Origin of the sequence: Thalassovita autumnalis, from assembly GCF_001458255.1 — a bacterium.
GTDB classification, from domain to species: Bacteria; Pseudomonadota; Alphaproteobacteria; order Rhodobacterales; family Rhodobacteraceae; genus Thalassobius; species Thalassobius autumnalis.
The window spans coordinates 102,528-120,303 of the sequence record NZ_CYSB01000009.1 but is presented as its reverse complement, the minus strand read 5'-3'; the positions used below and the strand labels follow the sequence as shown (position 1 = coordinate 120,303).

16 protein-coding genes are annotated in these 17,776 nt (G+C 61.1%); 4 read left to right on the top strand and 12 right to left on the bottom strand.

The genetic code is table 11. The annotated features are described in order from the left end of the window. Positions 1-2 precede the first annotated feature (2 nt). The 10 genes from TL5118_RS03375 to TL5118_RS03325 all read right to left on the bottom strand — a co-directional run bounded on the left by TL5118_RS03375 (position 3) and on the right by TL5118_RS03325 (position 11,561). Entirely contained in the window at positions 3-860 is an 858-nt protein-coding gene (locus TL5118_RS03375) for a hydroxymethylglutaryl-CoA lyase (protein WP_058243927.1), read from the bottom strand. Then, positions 853-1,518 carry a glutathione S-transferase family protein gene (locus TL5118_RS03370; protein WP_058243926.1) on the bottom strand — a complete coding sequence of 222 codons (666 nt, stop codon included), beginning with the start codon at positions 1,516-1,518 and terminating at the stop codon, positions 853-855. The genes TL5118_RS03375 and TL5118_RS03370 overlap by 8 nt, the downstream gene beginning before the upstream one ends. Before the next feature lie 3 nt (positions 1,519-1,521). Continuing rightward, positions 1,522-2,187 (bottom strand): glutathione S-transferase family protein, encoded by a 666-nt coding sequence (locus TL5118_RS03365; protein WP_058243925.1) that lies wholly within the window; start codon positions 2,185-2,187, stop codon positions 1,522-1,524. After that, positions 2,184-4,118, bottom strand: a complete 1,935-nt coding sequence (locus tag TL5118_RS03360; protein ID WP_058243924.1) for an acetyl/propionyl/methylcrotonyl-CoA carboxylase subunit alpha — start codon at positions 4,116-4,118, stop codon at positions 2,184-2,186. The genes TL5118_RS03365 and TL5118_RS03360 overlap by 4 nt, the downstream gene beginning before the upstream one ends. A gap of 339 nt (positions 4,119-4,457) precedes the next feature. Continuing rightward, positions 4,458-6,062: a carboxyl transferase domain-containing protein gene (locus tag TL5118_RS03350; protein ID WP_058243922.1), complete on the bottom strand. Its 1,605-nt coding sequence runs from the start codon at positions 6,060-6,062 to the stop codon at positions 4,458-4,460. Further along, complete coding sequence (locus TL5118_RS03345; protein ID WP_131727399.1) at positions 6,059-6,658, bottom strand: hypothetical protein; 600 nt, start codon at positions 6,656-6,658, stop codon at positions 6,059-6,061. The genes TL5118_RS03350 and TL5118_RS03345 overlap by 4 nt, the downstream gene beginning before the upstream one ends. 50 nt (positions 6,659-6,708) lie before the next feature. Continuing rightward, positions 6,709-8,274, bottom strand: coding sequence for an AMP-binding protein (locus TL5118_RS03340; RefSeq protein ID WP_058243920.1), 1,566 nt, complete (start codon positions 8,272-8,274; stop codon positions 6,709-6,711). 2 nt (positions 8,275-8,276) lie between these two features. Then, positions 8,277-9,440, bottom strand: a complete 1,164-nt coding sequence (locus tag TL5118_RS03335; RefSeq protein WP_058243919.1) for an isovaleryl-CoA dehydrogenase — start codon at positions 9,438-9,440, stop codon at positions 8,277-8,279. A 209-nt stretch (positions 9,441-9,649) separates the two neighbouring features. Beyond that, a complete protein-coding gene (locus TL5118_RS03330; RefSeq protein ID WP_058243918.1) occupies positions 9,650-10,843 on the bottom strand; it encodes a DegT/DnrJ/EryC1/StrS family aminotransferase in 1,194 nt (397 codons plus the stop codon). Positions 10,844-10,874: 31 nt separating this feature from the next. Next, the gene (locus tag TL5118_RS03325) at positions 10,875-11,561 is read right to left on the bottom strand and encodes an HAD-IA family hydrolase (protein ID WP_058243917.1); all 687 of its coding nucleotides are present in this window, start codon (positions 11,559-11,561) and stop codon (positions 10,875-10,877) included. 167 nt (positions 11,562-11,728) lie between these two features. On the opposite strand from TL5118_RS03325, the gene glmU reads away from it, so the two are divergent. The 3 genes from glmU to TL5118_RS03310 are packed head-to-tail and all read left to right on the top strand — an operon-like array spanning position 11,729 to position 15,706. Continuing rightward, a complete protein-coding gene (gene glmU / locus TL5118_RS03320) occupies positions 11,729-13,108 on the top strand; it encodes a bifunctional UDP-N-acetylglucosamine diphosphorylase/glucosamine-1-phosphate N-acetyltransferase GlmU (protein ID WP_058243916.1) in 1,380 nt (459 codons plus the stop codon). Between the two features lies 1 nt (position 13,109). Continuing rightward, on the top strand, positions 13,110-14,930 hold the full coding sequence (glmS, locus tag TL5118_RS03315) for a glutamine--fructose-6-phosphate transaminase (isomerizing) (RefSeq protein WP_058243915.1): 1,821 nt from the start codon (positions 13,110-13,112) through the stop codon (positions 14,928-14,930). Further along, on the top strand, positions 14,927-15,706 hold the full coding sequence (locus TL5118_RS03310) for a DNA alkylation repair protein (protein WP_082626314.1): 780 nt from the start codon (positions 14,927-14,929) through the stop codon (positions 15,704-15,706). Before glmS ends, TL5118_RS03310 begins: the two co-directional genes overlap by 4 nt. A 76-nt stretch (positions 15,707-15,782) precedes the next feature. Here the strand turns inward: TL5118_RS03310 and TL5118_RS03305 are convergent, their stop codons facing one another. Together TL5118_RS03305 and TL5118_RS03300 are read right to left on the bottom strand one after the other, a co-directional pair. Next, positions 15,783-16,154, bottom strand: coding sequence for a hypothetical protein (locus TL5118_RS03305; protein ID WP_058243914.1), 372 nt, complete (start codon positions 16,152-16,154; stop codon positions 15,783-15,785). Between the two features lie 26 nt (positions 16,155-16,180). Beyond that, on the bottom strand, positions 16,181-16,645 hold the full coding sequence (locus tag TL5118_RS03300) for a hypothetical protein (protein WP_058243913.1): 465 nt from the start codon (positions 16,643-16,645) through the stop codon (positions 16,181-16,183). Between the two features lie 105 nt (positions 16,646-16,750). Here TL5118_RS03300 and moaA point away from each other — a divergent pair, with 105 nt between their 5' ends. Further along, on the top strand, positions 16,751-17,770 hold the full coding sequence (moaA, locus tag TL5118_RS03295; protein WP_058243912.1) for a GTP 3',8-cyclase MoaA: 1,020 nt from the start codon (positions 16,751-16,753) through the stop codon (positions 17,768-17,770). The last annotated feature ends 6 nt before the right edge of the window (positions 17,771-17,776 follow it).

The window sequence follows — 17,776 nt, the reverse complement described above, 5'->3', positions numbered from 1 at the left end:
CTTTAGCGCTCAATCCGCATGGCGCGTGCCATGTCCGCTGCCTCGGCAATCACCGCCATATCAAGGCCGGTGTCATAGCCCAGCGCCGCCAGCCGTTCGGCCACCGCTTCGGTCGCCACGTTCCCTTTGGCGCCGGGTGCGTAGGGGCAACCGCCCAAGCCCCCCACGGCGGCATCAAAGACGCGCACACCTTTGTCGAGCGACGCCTCAATGTTCACCAAAGCCCGGCCAGCGGTGTCATGATAGTGACCGGCCAGCCGCGTTGCCGGAACCACCTGCAAAACCGCATCCAACATCGCCGCGATGCTGTCCGGCGTGCCCTGCCCGATGGTGTCGCCCAGGCTGATCTCATAACAGCCCATCGCGTCCAGCGCGGCGGCGACGCGGGCGACCTCAGCCGGGTCGACCTTACCGTCATAAGGGCAATCGGTGACGCAGCTGACATAGCCCCGCACCTTGATGCCTGCGGCCAGTGCCGCCTCAGCCACGGGTTTGAACCGTTCCAGGCTTTCGGCGATGGTGGCGTTGATGTTGGCCTTGGAAAACCCTTCTGAGGCAGAGCCAAAGATCGCCACCTCATCCGCTTTGGCAGCCATTGCCCGTTCCAGACCTTTCATGTTCGGTGTCAGCGCCGCATAGGAAATGCCTGCTGCACGGGTGATGCCGGCCAGAACCTCGCCGCTGTCGGCCATCTGCGGCACCCATTTGGGGCTGACGAAACTGGCGACCTCAATCCGTTTGAACCCCGCTCGGCTGAGGCAATCAACCAGCGCGATCTTTTCCTCTGTCGGGATCTGGCGCTTTTCATTCTGCAGGCCATCCCGCGGCCCCATTTCAAAGATCTCAACCGTCTCAGACATCAGGAACCTCGTAGAAGTCTTTGGTGTAAATACGTTTTGCCCCTTCTGGGGGCAGTGCCTTTTGCAAGGCTGGCCGTGCCATCAGCCGGTCACGATAGGCCGCCACATGGGGCAGTTTTTCCAGCGAGACAAAGCGCGGTGCCAGCCAGACACCGTAGCCCACCGCACAATCCGCCGCCGAGAAGCCTGAGGTCAGCAGATACGCCCGCCCATCCCTCAGCTGCGCCTCTAGCCGGGTCAGCACCTTGGCCAACCGTTTTGTCTCAAGCCCGATCTGGGTGGGCGAGCGCATCCAGTCCTCGTAAAGGACGATATGGCCCTGCGTCAGGTTCGCCAGATGCTGGCCGATGGTTTCGGCGTAGTGCAACAGCTCCAGATATTCCATCCGCTCCGGATGATCCGGCCCGCGATGCAGACCGGCAGCGGGCAGCTGTTCTGCCAAGTATTCCGCGATCGCGCCACTTTCCAGCATCACCCGGCCGTCAACCTCCACCGAGGGCACGCGGCCTGCGGGGTGGATGGTCAGGTAATCCTCAGACCGCAGCGATTTGTTGAAGAAGTCATAGACCCGCAGCGTGTAGTCGGCGCCAAACTCCTCCAGCAGCCAGAGGACCCGCATCGAACGGGCCTCATGCGCGTGGTGTAGCGTGATCTGCATGGCTTATCCCTCTGGCAGTTCGTAGAAGTCCTGCGTGTAGAACTGTTGTGGCCCCTCAGCAACCTGTGCCGCACTGTAAGCCGGGCGTGCCTCCAACCGGGCCTGATAGGCCGTCAAATGCGGAAAGCCCTCAAAGCGCACGTAACGCCGGGCAGAGGTGAGGGTGAAGCCCATCATCACATCCGCCGCCGAAAACCCGGTGGGCAGCAGGTAATCCCGCCCGTCGCTCAGCGCCTTTTCAACGCCCTTGAGCGCAATCGCCAGACGTTTGGTTTCAATCCCCATCACGGTCAGCGAACGCATTTCGGGCTTCGGCAGGAACAGGTGCTGCATGTTCAGGTTCTGAATGCCACCACCCAGCGTTTCGGCGTAATGCAGCCATTGCAGCCAATCGGCGCGCTCGTCGGCATGCACCGGCGGCATCAGGTCATGGCCTTTGCGCGTTTCGCAGAGGTATTGCACCGTCGCGCCGCTTTCGATCAGCACCCGGCCATCAATTTCCAAGGCTGGCACCCGGCGCGCGGGTGAGATTGCTTTGAACCCCTCCTGCTGCAGGGATCCGTCCATGATCTGATAGGGCACCACCTCAACAGGTTCGCCCAGCTCATGCAGCAGCCAGAGCACCCGGAAGGACCGGCTGCCCGCTATGGAATGGAGTGTCGCGCTCATGCCTCTTCCAGACGGATCAGTGCCGCGCCTGCCTCCACCTGGTCGCCATCGGCGGCCAAAACCTCGGCCACAACGCCATCGCGGGCGGCCAGCAGCGAATGCTCCATCTTCATTGCCTCAAGGATCGCCAAACGGTCGCCCTCCTTCACCTCCTGGCCCGCCGTGGCAAAGACCGCCTTGACCAGACCGGGCATCGGCGCCTCAACCACATTGCCGTCGCCGCCTGCGCCGCTGGCCTGATCCAGCAGATCCACCACTTCGAAGTTCAGACCGTAATCGGCAAAGACGGTGATGGTATCGCCATGCTGCACCACGGTGGGCAGGCGGGTGCCGCCGACATCCCAGTGACCGGCCATACGGTTGCAGATCACCTGTTCGCCATCAACCTCCCAGATCTGGCGATCCGGGCTTTCGACCTCAACGGTTGCGACAAAGCTGTCATCACGCCATTGCAGCGTGATTGAGCGGTGCAGCGGCGCCCAAAGGCTGAAACCGCTGTCCCAGACCGTGTCGATCAGGCCCATCGCCTGCATGGCGGCGGCCACCTTATGTTCTGCGCTTGCCTCTGGATCGACAACCAGCGTGTCAATCTCTCGGGCAATCAACCCGGTGTCCACATCGCCGGAGGCAAATCCCTGATCCGCAGCCAAGGCCCCAAGGAAGGCAAGGTTGGTCACCGTGCCGCCAACCTGGGTCTGTGCCAGGGCCTCGGACAGGCGTGCCAGCGCCACCGCACGGGTGGGACCATGCACAATCACCTTGGAAATCATCGGATCATACCAGGGGCTGATCACATCCCCTGCCCGCACTCCGCTGTCGGCGCGCGCCCCGGCCGGAAACTCCAGGTGCGTCAGTGTGCCGGTCGCAGGCAGGAAACCCTTGGGCACATCTTCCGCGTAAAGGCGGGCCTCAAAGGCATGGCCAATCAGCGGAATATCGTCTTGGGTGGAGGTCAGCGCCTCACCCGACGCAACGCGCAGCTGCCATTCCACCAGATCCACACCGGTGACCAATTCGGTCACGGGGTGTTCCACCTGCAGGCGGGTGTTCATTTCCATGAACCAGAACCCATCCGGGCGCAGCCCGTTGGATCCGTCCACGATGAACTCCACCGTGCCCGCACCTTTATAGCCGATCGCCTCCGCCGCGCGCACGGCGGCATCGCCCATCGCTTTGCGCATCTCAGCGGTCATGCCGGGGGCTGGGGCCTCTTCGATCACCTTCTGGTGTCGGCGCTGCAGGGAACAGTCCCGCTCATAAAGATGAACGGCCCGGGTGCCATCGCCAAAGACCTGCACCTCAATATGGCGTGGTTTCTGGATATATTTCTCAATCAAACAGTCGGGATTGCCAAAGGCGGTCTGCGCCTCGCCCTGGGCCGAGGCCAGCGCATCAGCAAACTCATCCGGGGCTTCGACCAGACGCATGCCTTTGCCGCCACCACCGGCGACGGCTTTGATCAGCACCGGATACCCGATTTCATCCGCCTGCTGCGCCAGAAAGGCGGCGTCCTGATTGGCCCCGTGATAGCCCGGAACCACCGGCACGCCGGCCTCTTCCATCAGCGCCTTGGCGGCATCTTTCAACCCCATCGCGCGGATCGCTTTGGCCGAGGGCCCGATAAAGGTCAGCCCCGCCGCCTCAACTGCATCGACAAATTCGGGGTTTTCGCTGAGGAAACCATAGCCCGGATGAATGCCCTGCGCGCCAGCGCTTTTGGCAACCGCAATGATTTCATCGCCCAACAGATAGCTATCCGCAGGCGCAGGCCCGATGCCGATGTGCCAAGCCTCATCCGCCATGGCAACATGTTTGGCATCACAATCCGCGTCAGAATAAACCGCCACGGTTTTCACCCCCAAGGAGCGGGCGGTTTCCATCACACGGCAGGCAATCTCACCACGGTTGGCGATTAGAATTTTGTCAAACATTTTACTTCCTTCCAGCGGCATGTGTGTTGCATAACGCCATGCCCAACATGGCTCTTTCAGAACAGTCTTTCCAAATACACGTCTTGCCGATTTGGTCTTTGTTCTCTTCGAGGAATTCTCTTCGTGCGGTTTCGATAGCCAAGGTTAAATCGCCATCAAGCGCGGCCTCTCTGAAAGCCAACCTCAACTCGTGCGTCTCGGAATCCGTTAGCCACATGGCTCCACAGACTTTGCACTGCCGGCGCTCCAGCGAAGCCGCACTGCCCACATATTCGTGGAAAGAAGCTAAAAAATCCTCTGTCAGGCATACATCCTCGAGTGCACAACAAAACGCTGCCATTACATCCGGAACACGCCGAAACGTGTCTCCTCAATCGGCGCGTTCAATGATGCCGACAGGCTAAGCGCCAGAACTTCGCGGGTTTTGCGCGGGTCGATCACGCCGTCATCCCAAAGGCGCGCCGAAGCGTAGAGCGGGTGGCTTTGTTCTTCGAACATATCGATGGTGGGCTGTTTGAACGCAGCCTCTTCCTCAGCCGACCAAGTGCCGCCCTGCCGTTCGATACCGTCACGTTTCACCGTCGCCAGCACGCCCGCCGCCTGTTCGCCGCCCATCACCGAGATGCGCGAGTTCGGCCAGGTCCACAGGAACCGCGGGGAATAAGCGCGACCTGCCATGCCGTAGTTGCCTGCCCCGAAGGAGCCGCCCACCAGCATGGTGATTTTCGGCACTTTGGTGGAGGCCACGGCAGTCACCATTTTGGCGCCATGCCGAGCGATGCCTTCGTTTTCATATTTACGCCCCACCATGAAGCCGGTGATGTTCTGCAAGAAGACCAGCGGGATTTTGCGCTGGCTGCAAAGTTCCACAAAATGCGCGCCTTTTTGTGCCGCCTCAGAGAACAGCACGCCGTTATTGGCGATGATGCCGACGGGGCAGCCTTTGACATGGGCAAAGCCGGTGACCAGCGTTTCGCCGAAGCGCGGCTTGAACTCATCAAAACGCGACCCGTCAACGGTGCGGGCAATCACCTCGCGAATGTCATAGGGCGTGCGCAGATCGCCGGGGACAACGCCAAAGATCTCATCCGGATCATAGGCGGGCTCTTCCGGTGTCGCCCACTCCACCGTGGCCGGACGACGGCGGTTCAGATGGCTGACAGAGCGGCGCGCCAGCGCCAGCGCGTGGGCGTCATCCTCGGCTAGATAATCCGCCACGCCCGAAAGGCGCGTGTGCACATCGCCGCCGCCCAGATCTTCGGCACTCACAACCTCACCAGTTGCGGCTTTCACCAGGGGGGGGCCCGCCAGGAAGATGGTGCCCTGTTCCTTCACGATGATGGTGACATCCGACATCGCCGGCACATAGGCGCCGCCTGCGGTGCAGGAGCCCATGACAACCGCGATCTGCGGGATGCCTTTGGCCGACATATTGGCCTGATTGTAGAAGATCCGGCCAAAGTGGTCGCGGTCCGGGAACACCTCATCCTGCTGCGGCAGATTGGCGCCGCCACTGTCGACCAGATAGATACAGGGCAGATTGTTCTGTTCAGCAATTTCCTGGGCGCGCAGGTGTTTTTTCACCGACATCGGGAAATAGGTGCCGCCTTTGACGGTGGCATCGTTGCAGACGATCATGCAGTCGACACCGCTGACCCGACCGATACCTGCGATCACACCAGCGGAAGGCGCAGCATTGTCATACATGTTGAAAGCCGCCGTTGCGCCGATTTCCAGGAAGGGCGAGCCGGGATCGAGCAGGTTCGCCACCCGGCGGCGCGGCAACATCTTGCCCCGGCTTTCATGACGGGCGCGGGACCGTTCACCGCCGCCCAGACGCGCGGCCTCTGCCGCTGCTTCGATCACGTCAAGCGCTTCTTTATGCGCTTTCACATTGGCTTTGAAACCTTCGGAGGAGGGCAAAGCTTGGGATTTCAGTTTCATTGCGGTCTCCATTCCTCAATGAGGCTCCAAAGGCCCCGAAGTTCAGATTTGGTATTTGATAGCAGGCACTCGGCAAATCCGCCGAAGGGACCTTCGGCTTTCGACTTGCAACGTTCGAATGCTTGGTTTTCCAATTCAATCTGCTGTGAGATGTATGTTTTCGCATCGAACGTCGCATCGGTTTCCCGGAAACCAAGGTACTGACCCGTCCAGTCCATCTTTTGCCGCGTCCATGCAAAGTCTTCTTCCAGAAGGCAGACAAACTGAGCCTTCCCGAGGTGGGGGGAGGTGTCCCGATCCATGTGACGCTCGACGCAGTTTTCATGGACTTGGTGAAAGCAATCTTCGAGTGTCTTCCCGTTTCCGGCCAGATTGGCCAAACAGTCGCGCGCATTCTCATTGACCATCTGGTTTTCAAATGCTTCGGCAGAAGAGATCGCTATGCCAGCTGAGAGAATACCCCCCTTAAGCACTACGCCAATAGCCCGGAACAGCCGGGCCGCGCCCGACCCTTCCCATGGGAGGGCGCATTGCAGCCTATTGATGATCTCACCCAGTGGTGCGCGCGTTGGTGTGCCTTGATCCTTCGAAGACACGACATGCCCTCCCAGGATCGGGCGCCGCCCTATGTTTCGCACTGTCTTCATCACAACTCCCCCGCCGCGCGCGCTTTCAGCGCTTTGCGGATCACCTTGCCGGTGACGGTCATCGGCAGTTCGTCGAGAAAGCCAATCTCTCGCGGATAGGCGTGTTTGGCGATGCGGGCCTTGGCAAAATCCTGCAGCTCACGCGCCAGCGTCTCTGAAGCCTCATAGCCCGGTTTAACCACCACATAGGCCTTCACAATCTCGGTGCGCAGATCGTCGGGTTTGCCAACCACACCCACCGTGGCAACAGCGGGATGTTTCAGCAAGCCATCCTCAATCTCGCTTGGCCCGATGCGGTAACCGGCGGAGGTGATCACATCATCCTCACGGCCCACAAAACGCAGGAAGTCACCGTCCCAGATGCCGCGATCGCCGGTGATCAACCAATCCCCATGGAATTTCGCCGCCGTCTCCTCGGGGCGGTTCCAGTATTCCAGCATCATCGAGGCCGCGCCGCGTTTGATCGCCACATCGCCCTCGCCCGTTGTCAGCTGGCCCTGGCCATCCAGAACCCCGATCTTAAACCCCGGTGCAGGTTTGCCGATGCAACCGGGGCGCGCCTCAAACAGGCTGGAGGCGGAGGAGGCCACCATGTTGCATTCGGTCTGACCGTAGAATTCGTTAATCGCCACGCCAAAGGCCGCCCGGCCCCAGTCCAGCATTTCCGCGCCCAGCGGCTCGCCACCGCTGGCAACGGTGCGCAGGCCTGCAATCACTGCGCCTTCGGCTTTCAGCATACGCAGCGCTGTCGGGGGGAAAAAGATATTTCGCACGCCGCCTTCGGCGATGATGCGCTGGCATTCGTCGGGGGTGAATTTGGCCATACGGGCCGCCGCCACCGGCACGCCCAGCGCCAGCCCCGGCATCAGCACGTCAAACAGCCCACCGATCCAGGCCCAGTCCGCAGGCGTCCAGAGGCAATCACCCTCTTGGCCCAGAAAATCATGGCTCATCTCAACGCCGGGCAGATGGCCCATCAAAACGCGGTGGCCATGCAGCGCACCCTTCGGCGCGCCGGTGGTGCCCGAGGTGTAGATCAAAACGGCGGGATCTTCGGGGCCGGTGTCAACGGTCTGAAACGGCTCGGTCGAAAAGGTCTCAGCCTCCGGCACCAGCTGCTGACGGCCTGCACCTTTCAGCCATTCGCTTAAGCCTTCGGTGCCCTCTTCATCTGCAATGACTAAGGCAACACCGGCATCTTCCAGCCGGGTGATCAGCGCTTCAACGCCGAACAGTTTGAACAGCGGGATTGAGATCGCACCGATCTTCCAGCACGCGATATGCGCCGCAGCAGTCCAGGCAGATTGGGTGCGCAGGATGCCCACCCGATCCCCGCGGGAAACCCCACGCGCCACCAGCGCATGGGCCAACCCATCGGCCATCTGCCGCAGACGGCCATAGCTGATGTGTTCGGCCGCCCCGTTGGAGACATCGCGGATCGCCACCCGGTCAGGGGCCCGCGCCGCCCAGTCATCACAGACCTGCACCGCCATGTTCAGCGCTGCCGGGATCTCCCACTGGAAATCCCGGATCAACGCGCCGTAGCTGTCCGCCGCCGTCAACATGATCAGCGCATCGCGCTCATCAACTCGCGACCCACCAGCATGCGGCGGATCTCAGAGGTGCCGGCACCGATTTCCATCAGCTTTGCATCGCGGAAGATCCGCGCCACCGGCGCATCCGCCAGGAAGCCCGCGCCACCAAAGGCCTGCACCGCCTGATGGGCAACGTTCATCGCTTCCTCTGAGGCATAGAGACAGCAGGCCGCCGCGTCCTGGCGGGTCACCTCACCACGGTCACAGGCTTTGGCCACCTCATAGACATAGGCCCGGGCCGAGTTCATCTTGGTGTACATATCGGCGATCTTGCCCTGCATCAGTTGGAAGTCCCCGATCGACTGACCGAACTGTTTGCGCTCCACCATATAGGGCATCACCTCATCCATGGCGCCTGCCATGATGCCAGTGCCGATGCCGGCCAGAACCACCCGTTCGTAATCCAAGCCCGACATCAGAACGCGCACGCCTTTGCCCTCTTCGCCCAGTACATTTTCAAACGGCACTTCGACATTGTCAAAGATCAGCTCAGCCGTGTTGGAACCGCGCATGCCCAGCTTGTCAAAATGCGGGCTGGTGGAGAAACCGGTCATCTCTTTTTCAACGATAAAGGCGGTGATCCCTTTGGATCCCCCTTCCGGATCGGTCTTGGCATAAACGACCAGAGTGTCAGCGTCCGGGCCGTTGGTGATCCAGTATTTGTTGCCGTTCAGCACATAGTAGCCGTTGCGCTTTTCCGCTTTGAGCTTCATCGACACAACGTCAGACCCGGCCGAGGGCTCTGACATGGCCAGCGCCCCGACATGTTCGCCTGAGGTCAGCCGCGGCAGGTATTTGGCGCGCTGCTCGTCACTTCCGTTCAGCTTGATCTGGTTCACGCAGAGGTTCGAATGCGCCCCGTATGACAGCGAAACCGAGGCCGAAGCGCGCGCCAGCTCTTCCACCACAACAGTGTGGGCCAGATAGGACATGCCTGCGCCGCCAAATTCCTCGGGCACGGTGACACCCAACAGGCCCAGCTCACCCATTTCCTGCCACAGCTCGTTGGGAAATTCGTTTTTCGCGTCGATCTCAGCCGCCATCGGCTTGATCCGTTCCTGTGCAAACCGGTGCACCATGTCGCGCAGCGCGTTTACATCTTCGCCCAGATCAAAATTCATCACCGCATTGAACATGTGCCGGCTCCTCCATCGAATTTAATGAACACTTGTTCAATAAATGCCGAACAAAGTGAGTCGCGTCAAGCGCGCGCAATTCCGCGACGCGCCAAACCGACGCCACGTCCTTTCAACGTTTCATAAGTACTCTGGGGGAATTGGCCGAAAGGCCAAGGGGGCAACGCCCCCAACTAAACCTGCGGGCAACACCCGGCTAGCCCCGCCCCTCAGCCCGCTTGATAGACGGCAGACACCTCAGCCCGGATGATCCGCGCAATCAGGGCGCAATCCTCCAGCGAAAAGGTCAGCGGCAGCCGCATGTCCACGATGCCTTTCAGCACCCGGTCACTGGCGGGCATTGGCGCAGCGTCAACATAGCGCCAGCTGTCATAGCGGCTGGTAAACCCGCTGGGTTCCGCGCCGCCGAACCATTTCAACTCGACCCCGCGGGCCAAACAGCGGTTCAGCACCGCATCGATCTGATCCTCCCGCCAATCCAGCAGCAGAAACTGGATGGAGGATCCCACATAGCGCTCCGCCTCAGGCCGTTCGATCACGGTCAGCCCGGGCGTTTCGCGCAGCCCGGCCTCAACCACCTCATAGCGTTCGTTCCAGCGCGCCACCTGTCGGTCCAGATCGCGCAGCTGCGGCCGCAGGATCGCCGCGCGCAGATGGTCCATCCGGCCAGACACATTGGGCGTGTCATATTTCACCGCCTCAAACACCTCGGGCGCCGGGGCGGCAAGGTGACGATCATAAAGCATGTAAGACCCTGACAGCATCACCGCGCGCGCCATGACCTGCGGATCATCGGTGATCAGAAATCCACCCTCGCCCGAATTCATGTGCTTATAGGTCTGTGTCGAATAACAGCCGATCACCCCGTCAGTGCCGCTCAACCGACCGTTCCAGCGTGCGCCCATTGTATGGGCGCAGTCCTCAATGACCTGAATGTCATGGGCATTACAGATCGCCATCAGCCGATCCATATCACAGAGGTGCCCGCGCATATGGCTCAGCATCAGGACCGAAGCCTGATCCGCCTTAGTCTCCAGATCCGCCAGGTCGATCACCAGATCCTCGGTCACGCCGACAAACACCGGCACCGCGCCAACTGCAGCAATAGCGCCGGGCACGGGGGCCAATGTGAAGGCATTGGTCAGTACCTTATCGCCCGACTGCACATCCAGCGCCCGCAGCGCGCAGCCAAGCGCATAGCCGCCTGAGGCCAACGCTAGCGCATAGGAACTGCCCATCGCGGCGGCAAACTCCTGCTCCAGCAGTGCGACTTCCCCCACTTCGCCCTCTGCCACGTTGTAACGGTGCAGCCGCCCGCTGCGCATCACAGCCACGGCGGCCTCGATCGCCTCTTCTGGGATCGGTTCTTGTTGGGTGAAAGTGCCGGTAAATCTCTCAGTCATGATCCTGTTCTGACCGTTTGATCAAATCAGGTCAATTGGCATCCACATCCGGCAGGCCAATCAGCCGCGCCACCTCTGCGTCCAACGCATCATAATGGGCGATCAGACCTTCCGGTTTCAGCGCCTCAACCCCCTGCCCTGCGGGACCAAAGGTGACCAGAATACAAGGCACGCCCAGCGCCTCGGCGGTTTTGCGGTCCGTCACGGTATCACCGATCAGCACAGATTGCGCCGGATCGCCGCCGGCGCGTTTGACCGCCTCCACCAATGGGGCGGGATCGGGTTTGCGCACAGGCAATGTATCGGCCCCGATGAGGGAAGCAAATTCGCCCCGCACCCCCAGCCGGGTCATCAGCTCCTCGGCCAAGGCGGCAGGTTTGTTGGTGCAGATCCCCACCTTATATCCGGCTGTTTTCAAGCGCCCCACAGCGGCCATGGTGCCCGGATAAAGCGAGGTGTGCACATCAATCGCTTCACGGTAAGCCTCAATAAACGGCAGGTAGTTGGCTTCGACCCCGGCGGTGATATCGGCCAGTCCCACACGGCTGAACCCCAGCTTCAGCATCGCCCGCCCGCCATGAAACGCGGTTTCGGCATCTGCCACCGGATCCAGCAGGTCGCCATGACCCAAGGCGCGGAACCGGCTGTTGGCCGCCGCAATCAAATCGCCGCTGGTGTCCGCCAAAGTGCCATCCAGATCAAAGATCACCGTTTTCATTTCTGGTCCCTCAAATTAATACCAATTGGCGAATATCCGCGCAGGCAACGCCCCGTCATGTTGCAGGGCGCAATCACAAGTGACCAGAGCCGGTCTTGCGCCACTTGTGCAAGCGGATAAAACCTGATCAAGGCAATTACAAAGAAGAAATATTGGATGAGGACAGCATGAGCACGGCACTTGTTATTTTGGCCGCAGGCATGGGCACCCGCATGAACTCGGACCTGCCGAAGGTTCTGCACAAGATCGCAGGCGCACCCTTGCTGGTGCACGCCATGAAATCCGGTGCCGCGGTGGAGCCTGAAAAACTGGTCGTTGTGGCCGGTCACGGCGCGGAACTGGTCAGCAAGGCCGCCAAGGCCTGGGACGACCGCGCTGAGGTGGTGCTGCAGGAAGAGCAGAAAGGCACCGGCCATGCGGTGCTGATGGCCCGCGACGCATTGGCCGATTTTGAAGGTGACGTGATCGTGCTCTACGGTGACACGCCCTTCATTCAACCCGAAACCATCGAACGTATGGCCGAGGCGCGCGCCAAACATGATGTGGTTATCCTTGGCTTTGAACCCGAAGATCCCGCCCGCTATGGCCGGTTGATCATGGAAGGGGACCAACTGCAGCGTATCGTCGAATATAAAGACGCCAGCGCGGCGGAGCGCGCGATCACGCTGTGCAACTCCGGTCTGGTGGCAGCGGATGCCAAGGTCCTGTTTGAGCTGCTGGATCAGGTGGGCAACGACAACGCGGCGGGGGAATATTACCTGCCCGATATCGTGGCCATTGCGCAGGAGCGTGGTCTGTCAGCCACCGCTGTGACCTGTGATCCCGCCGAAACGCTGGGCGTCAATGCCCGCGCAGAACTGGCCGAGGCCGAGGCGCTGTTTCAGGCCCGCGCCCGCGCTGAGGCGCTGGAAAACGGTGTGACCCTGCAAGCGCCCGAAACCGTCTTTTTCGCGCATGATACTTATGTGGGCCGCGACACGGTGATTGAACCCAATGTGGTCTTCGGCCCGGGTGTCACCATTGAATCCGGCGCAGAAATCCGCGCCTTCTCCCATCTGGAAGGCTGCCACGTCAGCCAAGGCGCCCAAGTTGGCCCCTACGCCCGTCTGCGCCCCGGTGCCGAATTGGCCGAGAAGGTGCGTATCGGCAACTTTGTTGAGGTGAAAAACGCCGTGCTGGACGAAGGCGCCAAGGTCAATCACCTGAGTTACATCGGCGATGCCACCGTAGGCGCGGCCACCAACATCGGCGCCGGCACCATCACCTGCAACTATGACGGCGTGCTGAAACACCGGACCGAGATTGGCAACCACGCCTTCATAGGCTCCAACACCATGCTGGTGGCCCCGGTGAAGGTCGGCAACCGCGCGATGACCGGCTCGGGCTCCGTCATCACCAAGGACGTCGAGGCCGATGCGCTGGCCGTGGCCCGCGCCCGTCAGGAAAACAAACCCGGCTTTGCCAGCAAGCTGTACGATATGCTGCTGGCCAAGAAAGCCAAACGCGACGCAGCCAAAGCGGCTGAAAAATCCGAAGGGAACCAATAAGATGTGCGGTATTGTTGGAGTTCTCGGCAGCCATGAGGCTGCGCCGATCCTTGTCGATGCGCTGAAACGTCTGGAATATCGCGGCTATGACAGCGCGGGCATTGCCACCGTGAATGGCGGCACGTTGGATCGTCGCCGCGCGGTGGGCAAGCTGGTAAACCTGTCGGACCTGCTGGTGCATGAACCGCTGGCCGGGAAATCCGGCATTGGCCACACCCGCTGGGCCACCCATGGCGCGCCGACCATTGGCAACGCCCACCCGCATCAGGCCGGCCCTGTCGCCGTGGTCCACAACGGGATCATCGAAAACTTCCGCGAATTGCGGGCAGAGCTGGCCGATAAAGGCATCAGTTTTACCACTGAAACCGACACGGAAACCATCGCCCTGATGACCCAGGCCTTTATGGCGGACGGGCTGTCACCGGTGGATGCGGCCGAGGCCACGCTGGCGCAGTTGGATGGCGCTTTTGCGCTGGCCTTCCTGTTTGAGGGCGAAGAGGACCTGATGGTCGCCGCCCGCAAAGGGTCCCCCCTGGCGATCGGCCATGGGGAAGGTGAGATGTTCGTCGGCTCCGACGCCATCGCTTTGGCCCCCATGACCGATAAAATCACCTATCTGGAAGAGGGCGACTGGGCCGTGTTGACCCGCACCTCACTGGTGATCCGCGATGCCCAAGGGGAGTTGGCCAACCGCGAAATGCGCACCATCCGCATGGATGACGCCCGCGTGGACAAGGGTGGCCACAAACACTTCATGTCCAAGGAAATCGCCGAACAGCCCCGCGTGATCGGTGAGGCGGTGCGCCATTACCTCAGCGATGACGGCAACGCGGTGGCCCTGCCCGGTGATCTGGACTTCACCCAAATCGACCGGATGACCATGGTGGCCTGTGGCACCGCTTACTACGCCTGTCTGACCGCGAAGTACTGGTTCGAACAGCTGGCGCAGATGCCGGTGGAGGTCGATATCGCGTCCGAGTTCCGCTACCGCGAACCACCGATCCCCGCCCGCACCGTGGCGCTGTTTGTCAGCCAGTCGGGCGAAACCGCCGACACGCTGGCAGCGTTGCGCTATTGCGACGGCAAGGCTGACAAAATCCTGTCCGTGGTCAACGTCCCCGAAAGCTCCATCGCGCGGGAAAGCGACCTCGCACTGCCGATTCTGGCCGGTGCTGAAATTGGTGTCGCCTCGACCAAGGCCTTCACCTGTCAGTTGACGGTTCTGTTGATGATGGCCCTGAAAGCAGCCGAACAGCGCGGCACCCTGACGCCGGAACGGTTGAGCGATCTGCTGTCCGCCCTGCGCGCCCTGCCCAACACGCTGAACACCGCGCTGGAGCAGGACGGCAACATCGCCAATGCCGCACGCAAACTGTCTGAGGCCAGCGATGTCCTGTTCCTGGGCCGTGGGTTGATGTACCCGCTGGCGCTGGAAGGCGCCTTGAAACTCAAAGAAATCAGCTACATCCACGCCGAGGCCTATGCATCGGGTGAGTTGAAGCACGGCCCCATTGCGCTGATCGACAAACACCTGCCGGTGGTTGTCATGGCGCCGCGCGACGGGTTGTTTGATAAGACCGTGTCAAACATGCAGGAGGTTCTGGCCCGTGGTGGCAAGGTGATGCTGGTCACTGACGCCGAGGGTACAGTTGAAGCCGCAGGCGATGCCTGGCAGACCATCACCCTGCCCGCCATTGACCCCGTGCTGTCGCCCATTCTATACGCAGTGCCTGCACAGCTGCTGGCCTACCACACCGCCGTTGCCAAGGGCACCGATGTGGACCAGCCGCGCAACCTCGCAAAATCGGTGACTGTAGAATGACCTATGAAGAGGCGCTGGCCGCGCTAAAGGCCCATGTTGAACCCGGCCGCGCCGTAGGCATGGCCGAGTATCACAAGGTGCCACGCGAATACCTGGGCGTGCCCAACCCGGCGATCAATGACCTGGCCAAAGAGTGGCGCAAAGGTCTGGATGTGCAGGGCCGCGTCGATCTGGCCCGCGCCCTTTGGGACAGCAATATCTTTGAATGCCGTCTGGCGGCCGCAAAACTGCTGACACAGGCGCGGATCAAGGGCGATCAGCCGGTCTGGGAGTTGATCACCTCTTGGGTGAAGGATTTCGACAGCTGGGCAATTGCCGATCACGCCATGATGGCCGGTCAGAAACGGGTGGTTGCCGATCCGTCCCGTCTGGATGAGGTGGAGGTCTGGACCTCTTCCCCCGATCACTGGACCCGGCGCGCGGCGATGGTCATCACCCTGCCTTGGACCAAACAGAACAACCCCAAACCGCAGGATCTGGAAATCCGCGAACGGGTGCTGACCTGGGCGGCGGGCTATGTGCAGGATCCTGAGTGGTTCATCCAGAAATCCGTAGCCTGGTGGCTGCGCGATCTCAGCAAACATGACGCCGACCGCGTCATCACCTTCCTGCGTGAACATGGCAAAGCGATGAAGCCTTTTGCCCGCAAGGAGGCTGGCAAACATCTGCCCCCGAAACCCGAAGGCGCCGCCGCCAAACAGCCGCGGCCCGAATGGCAGGATGAGGGCGGATACGATGGCCCGGATATCACCGACCTGCCGGATGAACTGGCCTGAGCAACCTGCCTGATCAATAACAAAGCCCCGCCAATCCGGCGGGGCTTTTGCTTTTGTTACCTCTGACGACCTGCGTTCAGGCGCTCAGGGCCACATAGCCCGCACAGAGCAGCATCACCGTTGTGATCGGCCCCCACAGGCGACGTTCCGGTGCAGACGGGGTGATCCAATTGGCCAATGCAGACAGCGCCTGCACCGCCAGCGCCACCCAGATCGTCCATTTCGGCCAGTCCACGACCAACCCGGCGATTGAGAGAACCGAAAGGGCCATAAAGGCCAAGATACAGATCGAAACCGCGGCAAGGATCCGCCCCCGGCGCGGCAGCGGGCCATCGACCTGCCCGCCCTGCGTGATACGACCCCAGGGCGCACCGGCGATCAGTGCGATCTGAAACCCGATCACGCAGCAGCAGATCATAGCGTAGGCATAGGCCACAGTCGTCAGCATCAGCCCCTCCGACAGGTAAAACAGCCCTAGAGCTGGAACACCTCAACCTCAGCCAATCCGGTCAGCGGCACATCCAGAAGACGCATCGCCCCCAGGGACAGCGACGAGCCCGCTGAGACTGCACCCGCCCGTGGGATCAGGTCCACCTTCACCTCCCGGCCGGTTTTGGGGTAGCGCACTTTGCCTTTGGTTGCGGTGTCCACCAGCGGGGTTTCCATCCAGAAGCCTTCGCGGGTGGCATCCCCGAGTGAGGCAACGGTGGTGCCCAACAGACCGCTGGCCGCCGGTTCCGGGCGCGCGGCCTCAGGATCAGGATCCGGCAATGCAGCCACCTCAATATCGCCCGTATCCGGCAGCGACTGCGCGGTTTGCGTATTGCTGCCCGGCGCTTCACGCAGCCAGGGACGATCAGTGAGGTTTTCCATCAGCGGCAGATCGGAACAGGCGCTGAGGACAAAGGCGGGCAAAAGGATCAAGGCAATCTGTTTCATGCCCCAAGGCTACGCCCATTCTGACCCCCAATCAACAAAGCACGGACACGAAATCGGACAATCTTACCCTTGCCGCGCCGGGGGCGGCGGCATAGGTTCTTGTCCATGAGCATCAAGACCCTGCCCCCACTGATCGATCCCTTTGCGCGTGCGATCACATACCTGCGCATTTCGGTGACCGACCGCTGCGATTTCCGCTGCGTCTATTGCATGTCCGAAGACATGAAGTTCCTGCCGAAAAAGGAATTGCTGACGCTGGAAGAGCTGGACCGGATGTGTTCGGCCTTTATCAACCTTGGCGTTGAAAAGCTGCGCATCACCGGTGGTGAACCTCTGGTGCGCCGGGGCATCATGACATTTTTTGACGCCATGTCGCGCCATCTGGACAGCGGCGCGCTGAAAGAGCTGACGCTGACGACCAACGGATCACAGCTGGCGCGCTTTGCCGATGACCTCTATGCCGCTGGCGTGCGCCGGGTGAACATCTCACTTGATACGCTGGATGATCAGAAATTCGCGGACATCACCCGTTGGGGCCGTCTGCCGCAGGTGATCAAAGGCATCGATGCCGCCCAAAAGGCCGGGATGCGGGTCAAGATCAACGCGGTGGCCCTTAAGGGCTTCAACGATGTTGAACTGTTCGACATGGTCGAATGGTGCAATGAGCGTGACATGGATATCACCTTCATTGAGGTGATGCCGATGGGCGATATCGGCAATGAGGATCGTCTGGACCAATATTGGCCGCTGACCGATCTGCGCGCCCAGCTGGGTGAACGATATCAGATCACCGATCTGGCCGAACGTTCCGGCGGCCCGGCGCGCTACATCCGTCTGGAGGAAACCGGCCAGAAGGTGGGGCTGATCACCCCGATGACCCATAATTTCTGCGAAAGCTGCAACCGCGTGCGGCTGACCTGCACCGGTGAGATCTACACCTGTCTGGGTCAGGAGGGCTGGCAAGACCTGCGCCCTGCCCTGCGCAACAACCCCGACCACGAAGAGCCACTCTATGAGGCGATCCGCGCTGCAATCGGTCTGAAACCCAAGGGCCACGACTTTGACTATTCCCGTCAGGAAGTGGGCGGAAAGATGTCGCGCCACATGAGCCACACCGGCGGCTAAGGACGG

Bases quoted from the DNA above. Each gene is read 5' to 3' on its own strand.
- TL5118_RS03375 (WP_058243927.1), bottom strand. From the start codon at position 860: ATGTCTGAGACGGTTGAGATCTTTGAAATGGGGCCGCGGGATGGCCTG.
- TL5118_RS03370 (WP_058243926.1), bottom strand. From the start codon at position 1,518: ATGCAGATCACGCTACACCACGCGCATGAGGCCCGTTCGATGCGGGTC.
- TL5118_RS03365 (WP_058243925.1), bottom strand. From the start codon at position 2,187: ATGAGCGCGACACTCCATTCCATAGCGGGCAGCCGGTCCTTCCGGGTG.
- TL5118_RS03360 (WP_058243924.1), bottom strand. From the start codon at position 4,118: ATGTTTGACAAAATTCTAATCGCCAACCGTGGTGAGATTGCCTGCCGT.
- TL5118_RS03350 (WP_058243922.1), bottom strand. From the start codon at position 6,062: ATGAAACTGAAATCCCAAGCTTTGCCCTCCTCCGAAGGTTTCAAAGCC.
- TL5118_RS03340 (WP_058243920.1), bottom strand. From the start codon at position 8,274: ATGTTGACGGCGGCGGACAGCTACGGCGCGTTGATCCGGGATTTCCAG.
- TL5118_RS03335 (WP_058243919.1), bottom strand. From the start codon at position 9,440: ATGTTCAATGCGGTGATGAATTTTGATCTGGGCGAAGATGTAAACGCG.
- TL5118_RS03330 (WP_058243918.1), bottom strand. From the start codon at position 10,843: ATGACTGAGAGATTTACCGGCACTTTCACCCAACAAGAACCGATCCCA.
- TL5118_RS03325 (WP_058243917.1), bottom strand. From the start codon at position 11,561: ATGAAAACGGTGATCTTTGATCTGGATGGCACTTTGGCGGACACCAGC.
- glmU (WP_058243916.1), top strand. From the start codon at position 11,729: ATGAGCACGGCACTTGTTATTTTGGCCGCAGGCATGGGCACCCGCATG.
- glmS (WP_058243915.1), top strand. From the start codon at position 13,110: ATGTGCGGTATTGTTGGAGTTCTCGGCAGCCATGAGGCTGCGCCGATC.
- TL5118_RS03310 (WP_082626314.1), top strand. From the start codon at position 14,927: ATGACCTATGAAGAGGCGCTGGCCGCGCTAAAGGCCCATGTTGAACCC.
- TL5118_RS03305 (WP_058243914.1), bottom strand. From the start codon at position 16,154: ATGCTGACGACTGTGGCCTATGCCTACGCTATGATCTGCTGCTGCGTG.
- TL5118_RS03300 (WP_058243913.1), bottom strand. From the start codon at position 16,645: ATGAAACAGATTGCCTTGATCCTTTTGCCCGCCTTTGTCCTCAGCGCC.
- moaA (WP_058243912.1), top strand. From the start codon at position 16,751: ATGAGCATCAAGACCCTGCCCCCACTGATCGATCCCTTTGCGCGTGCG.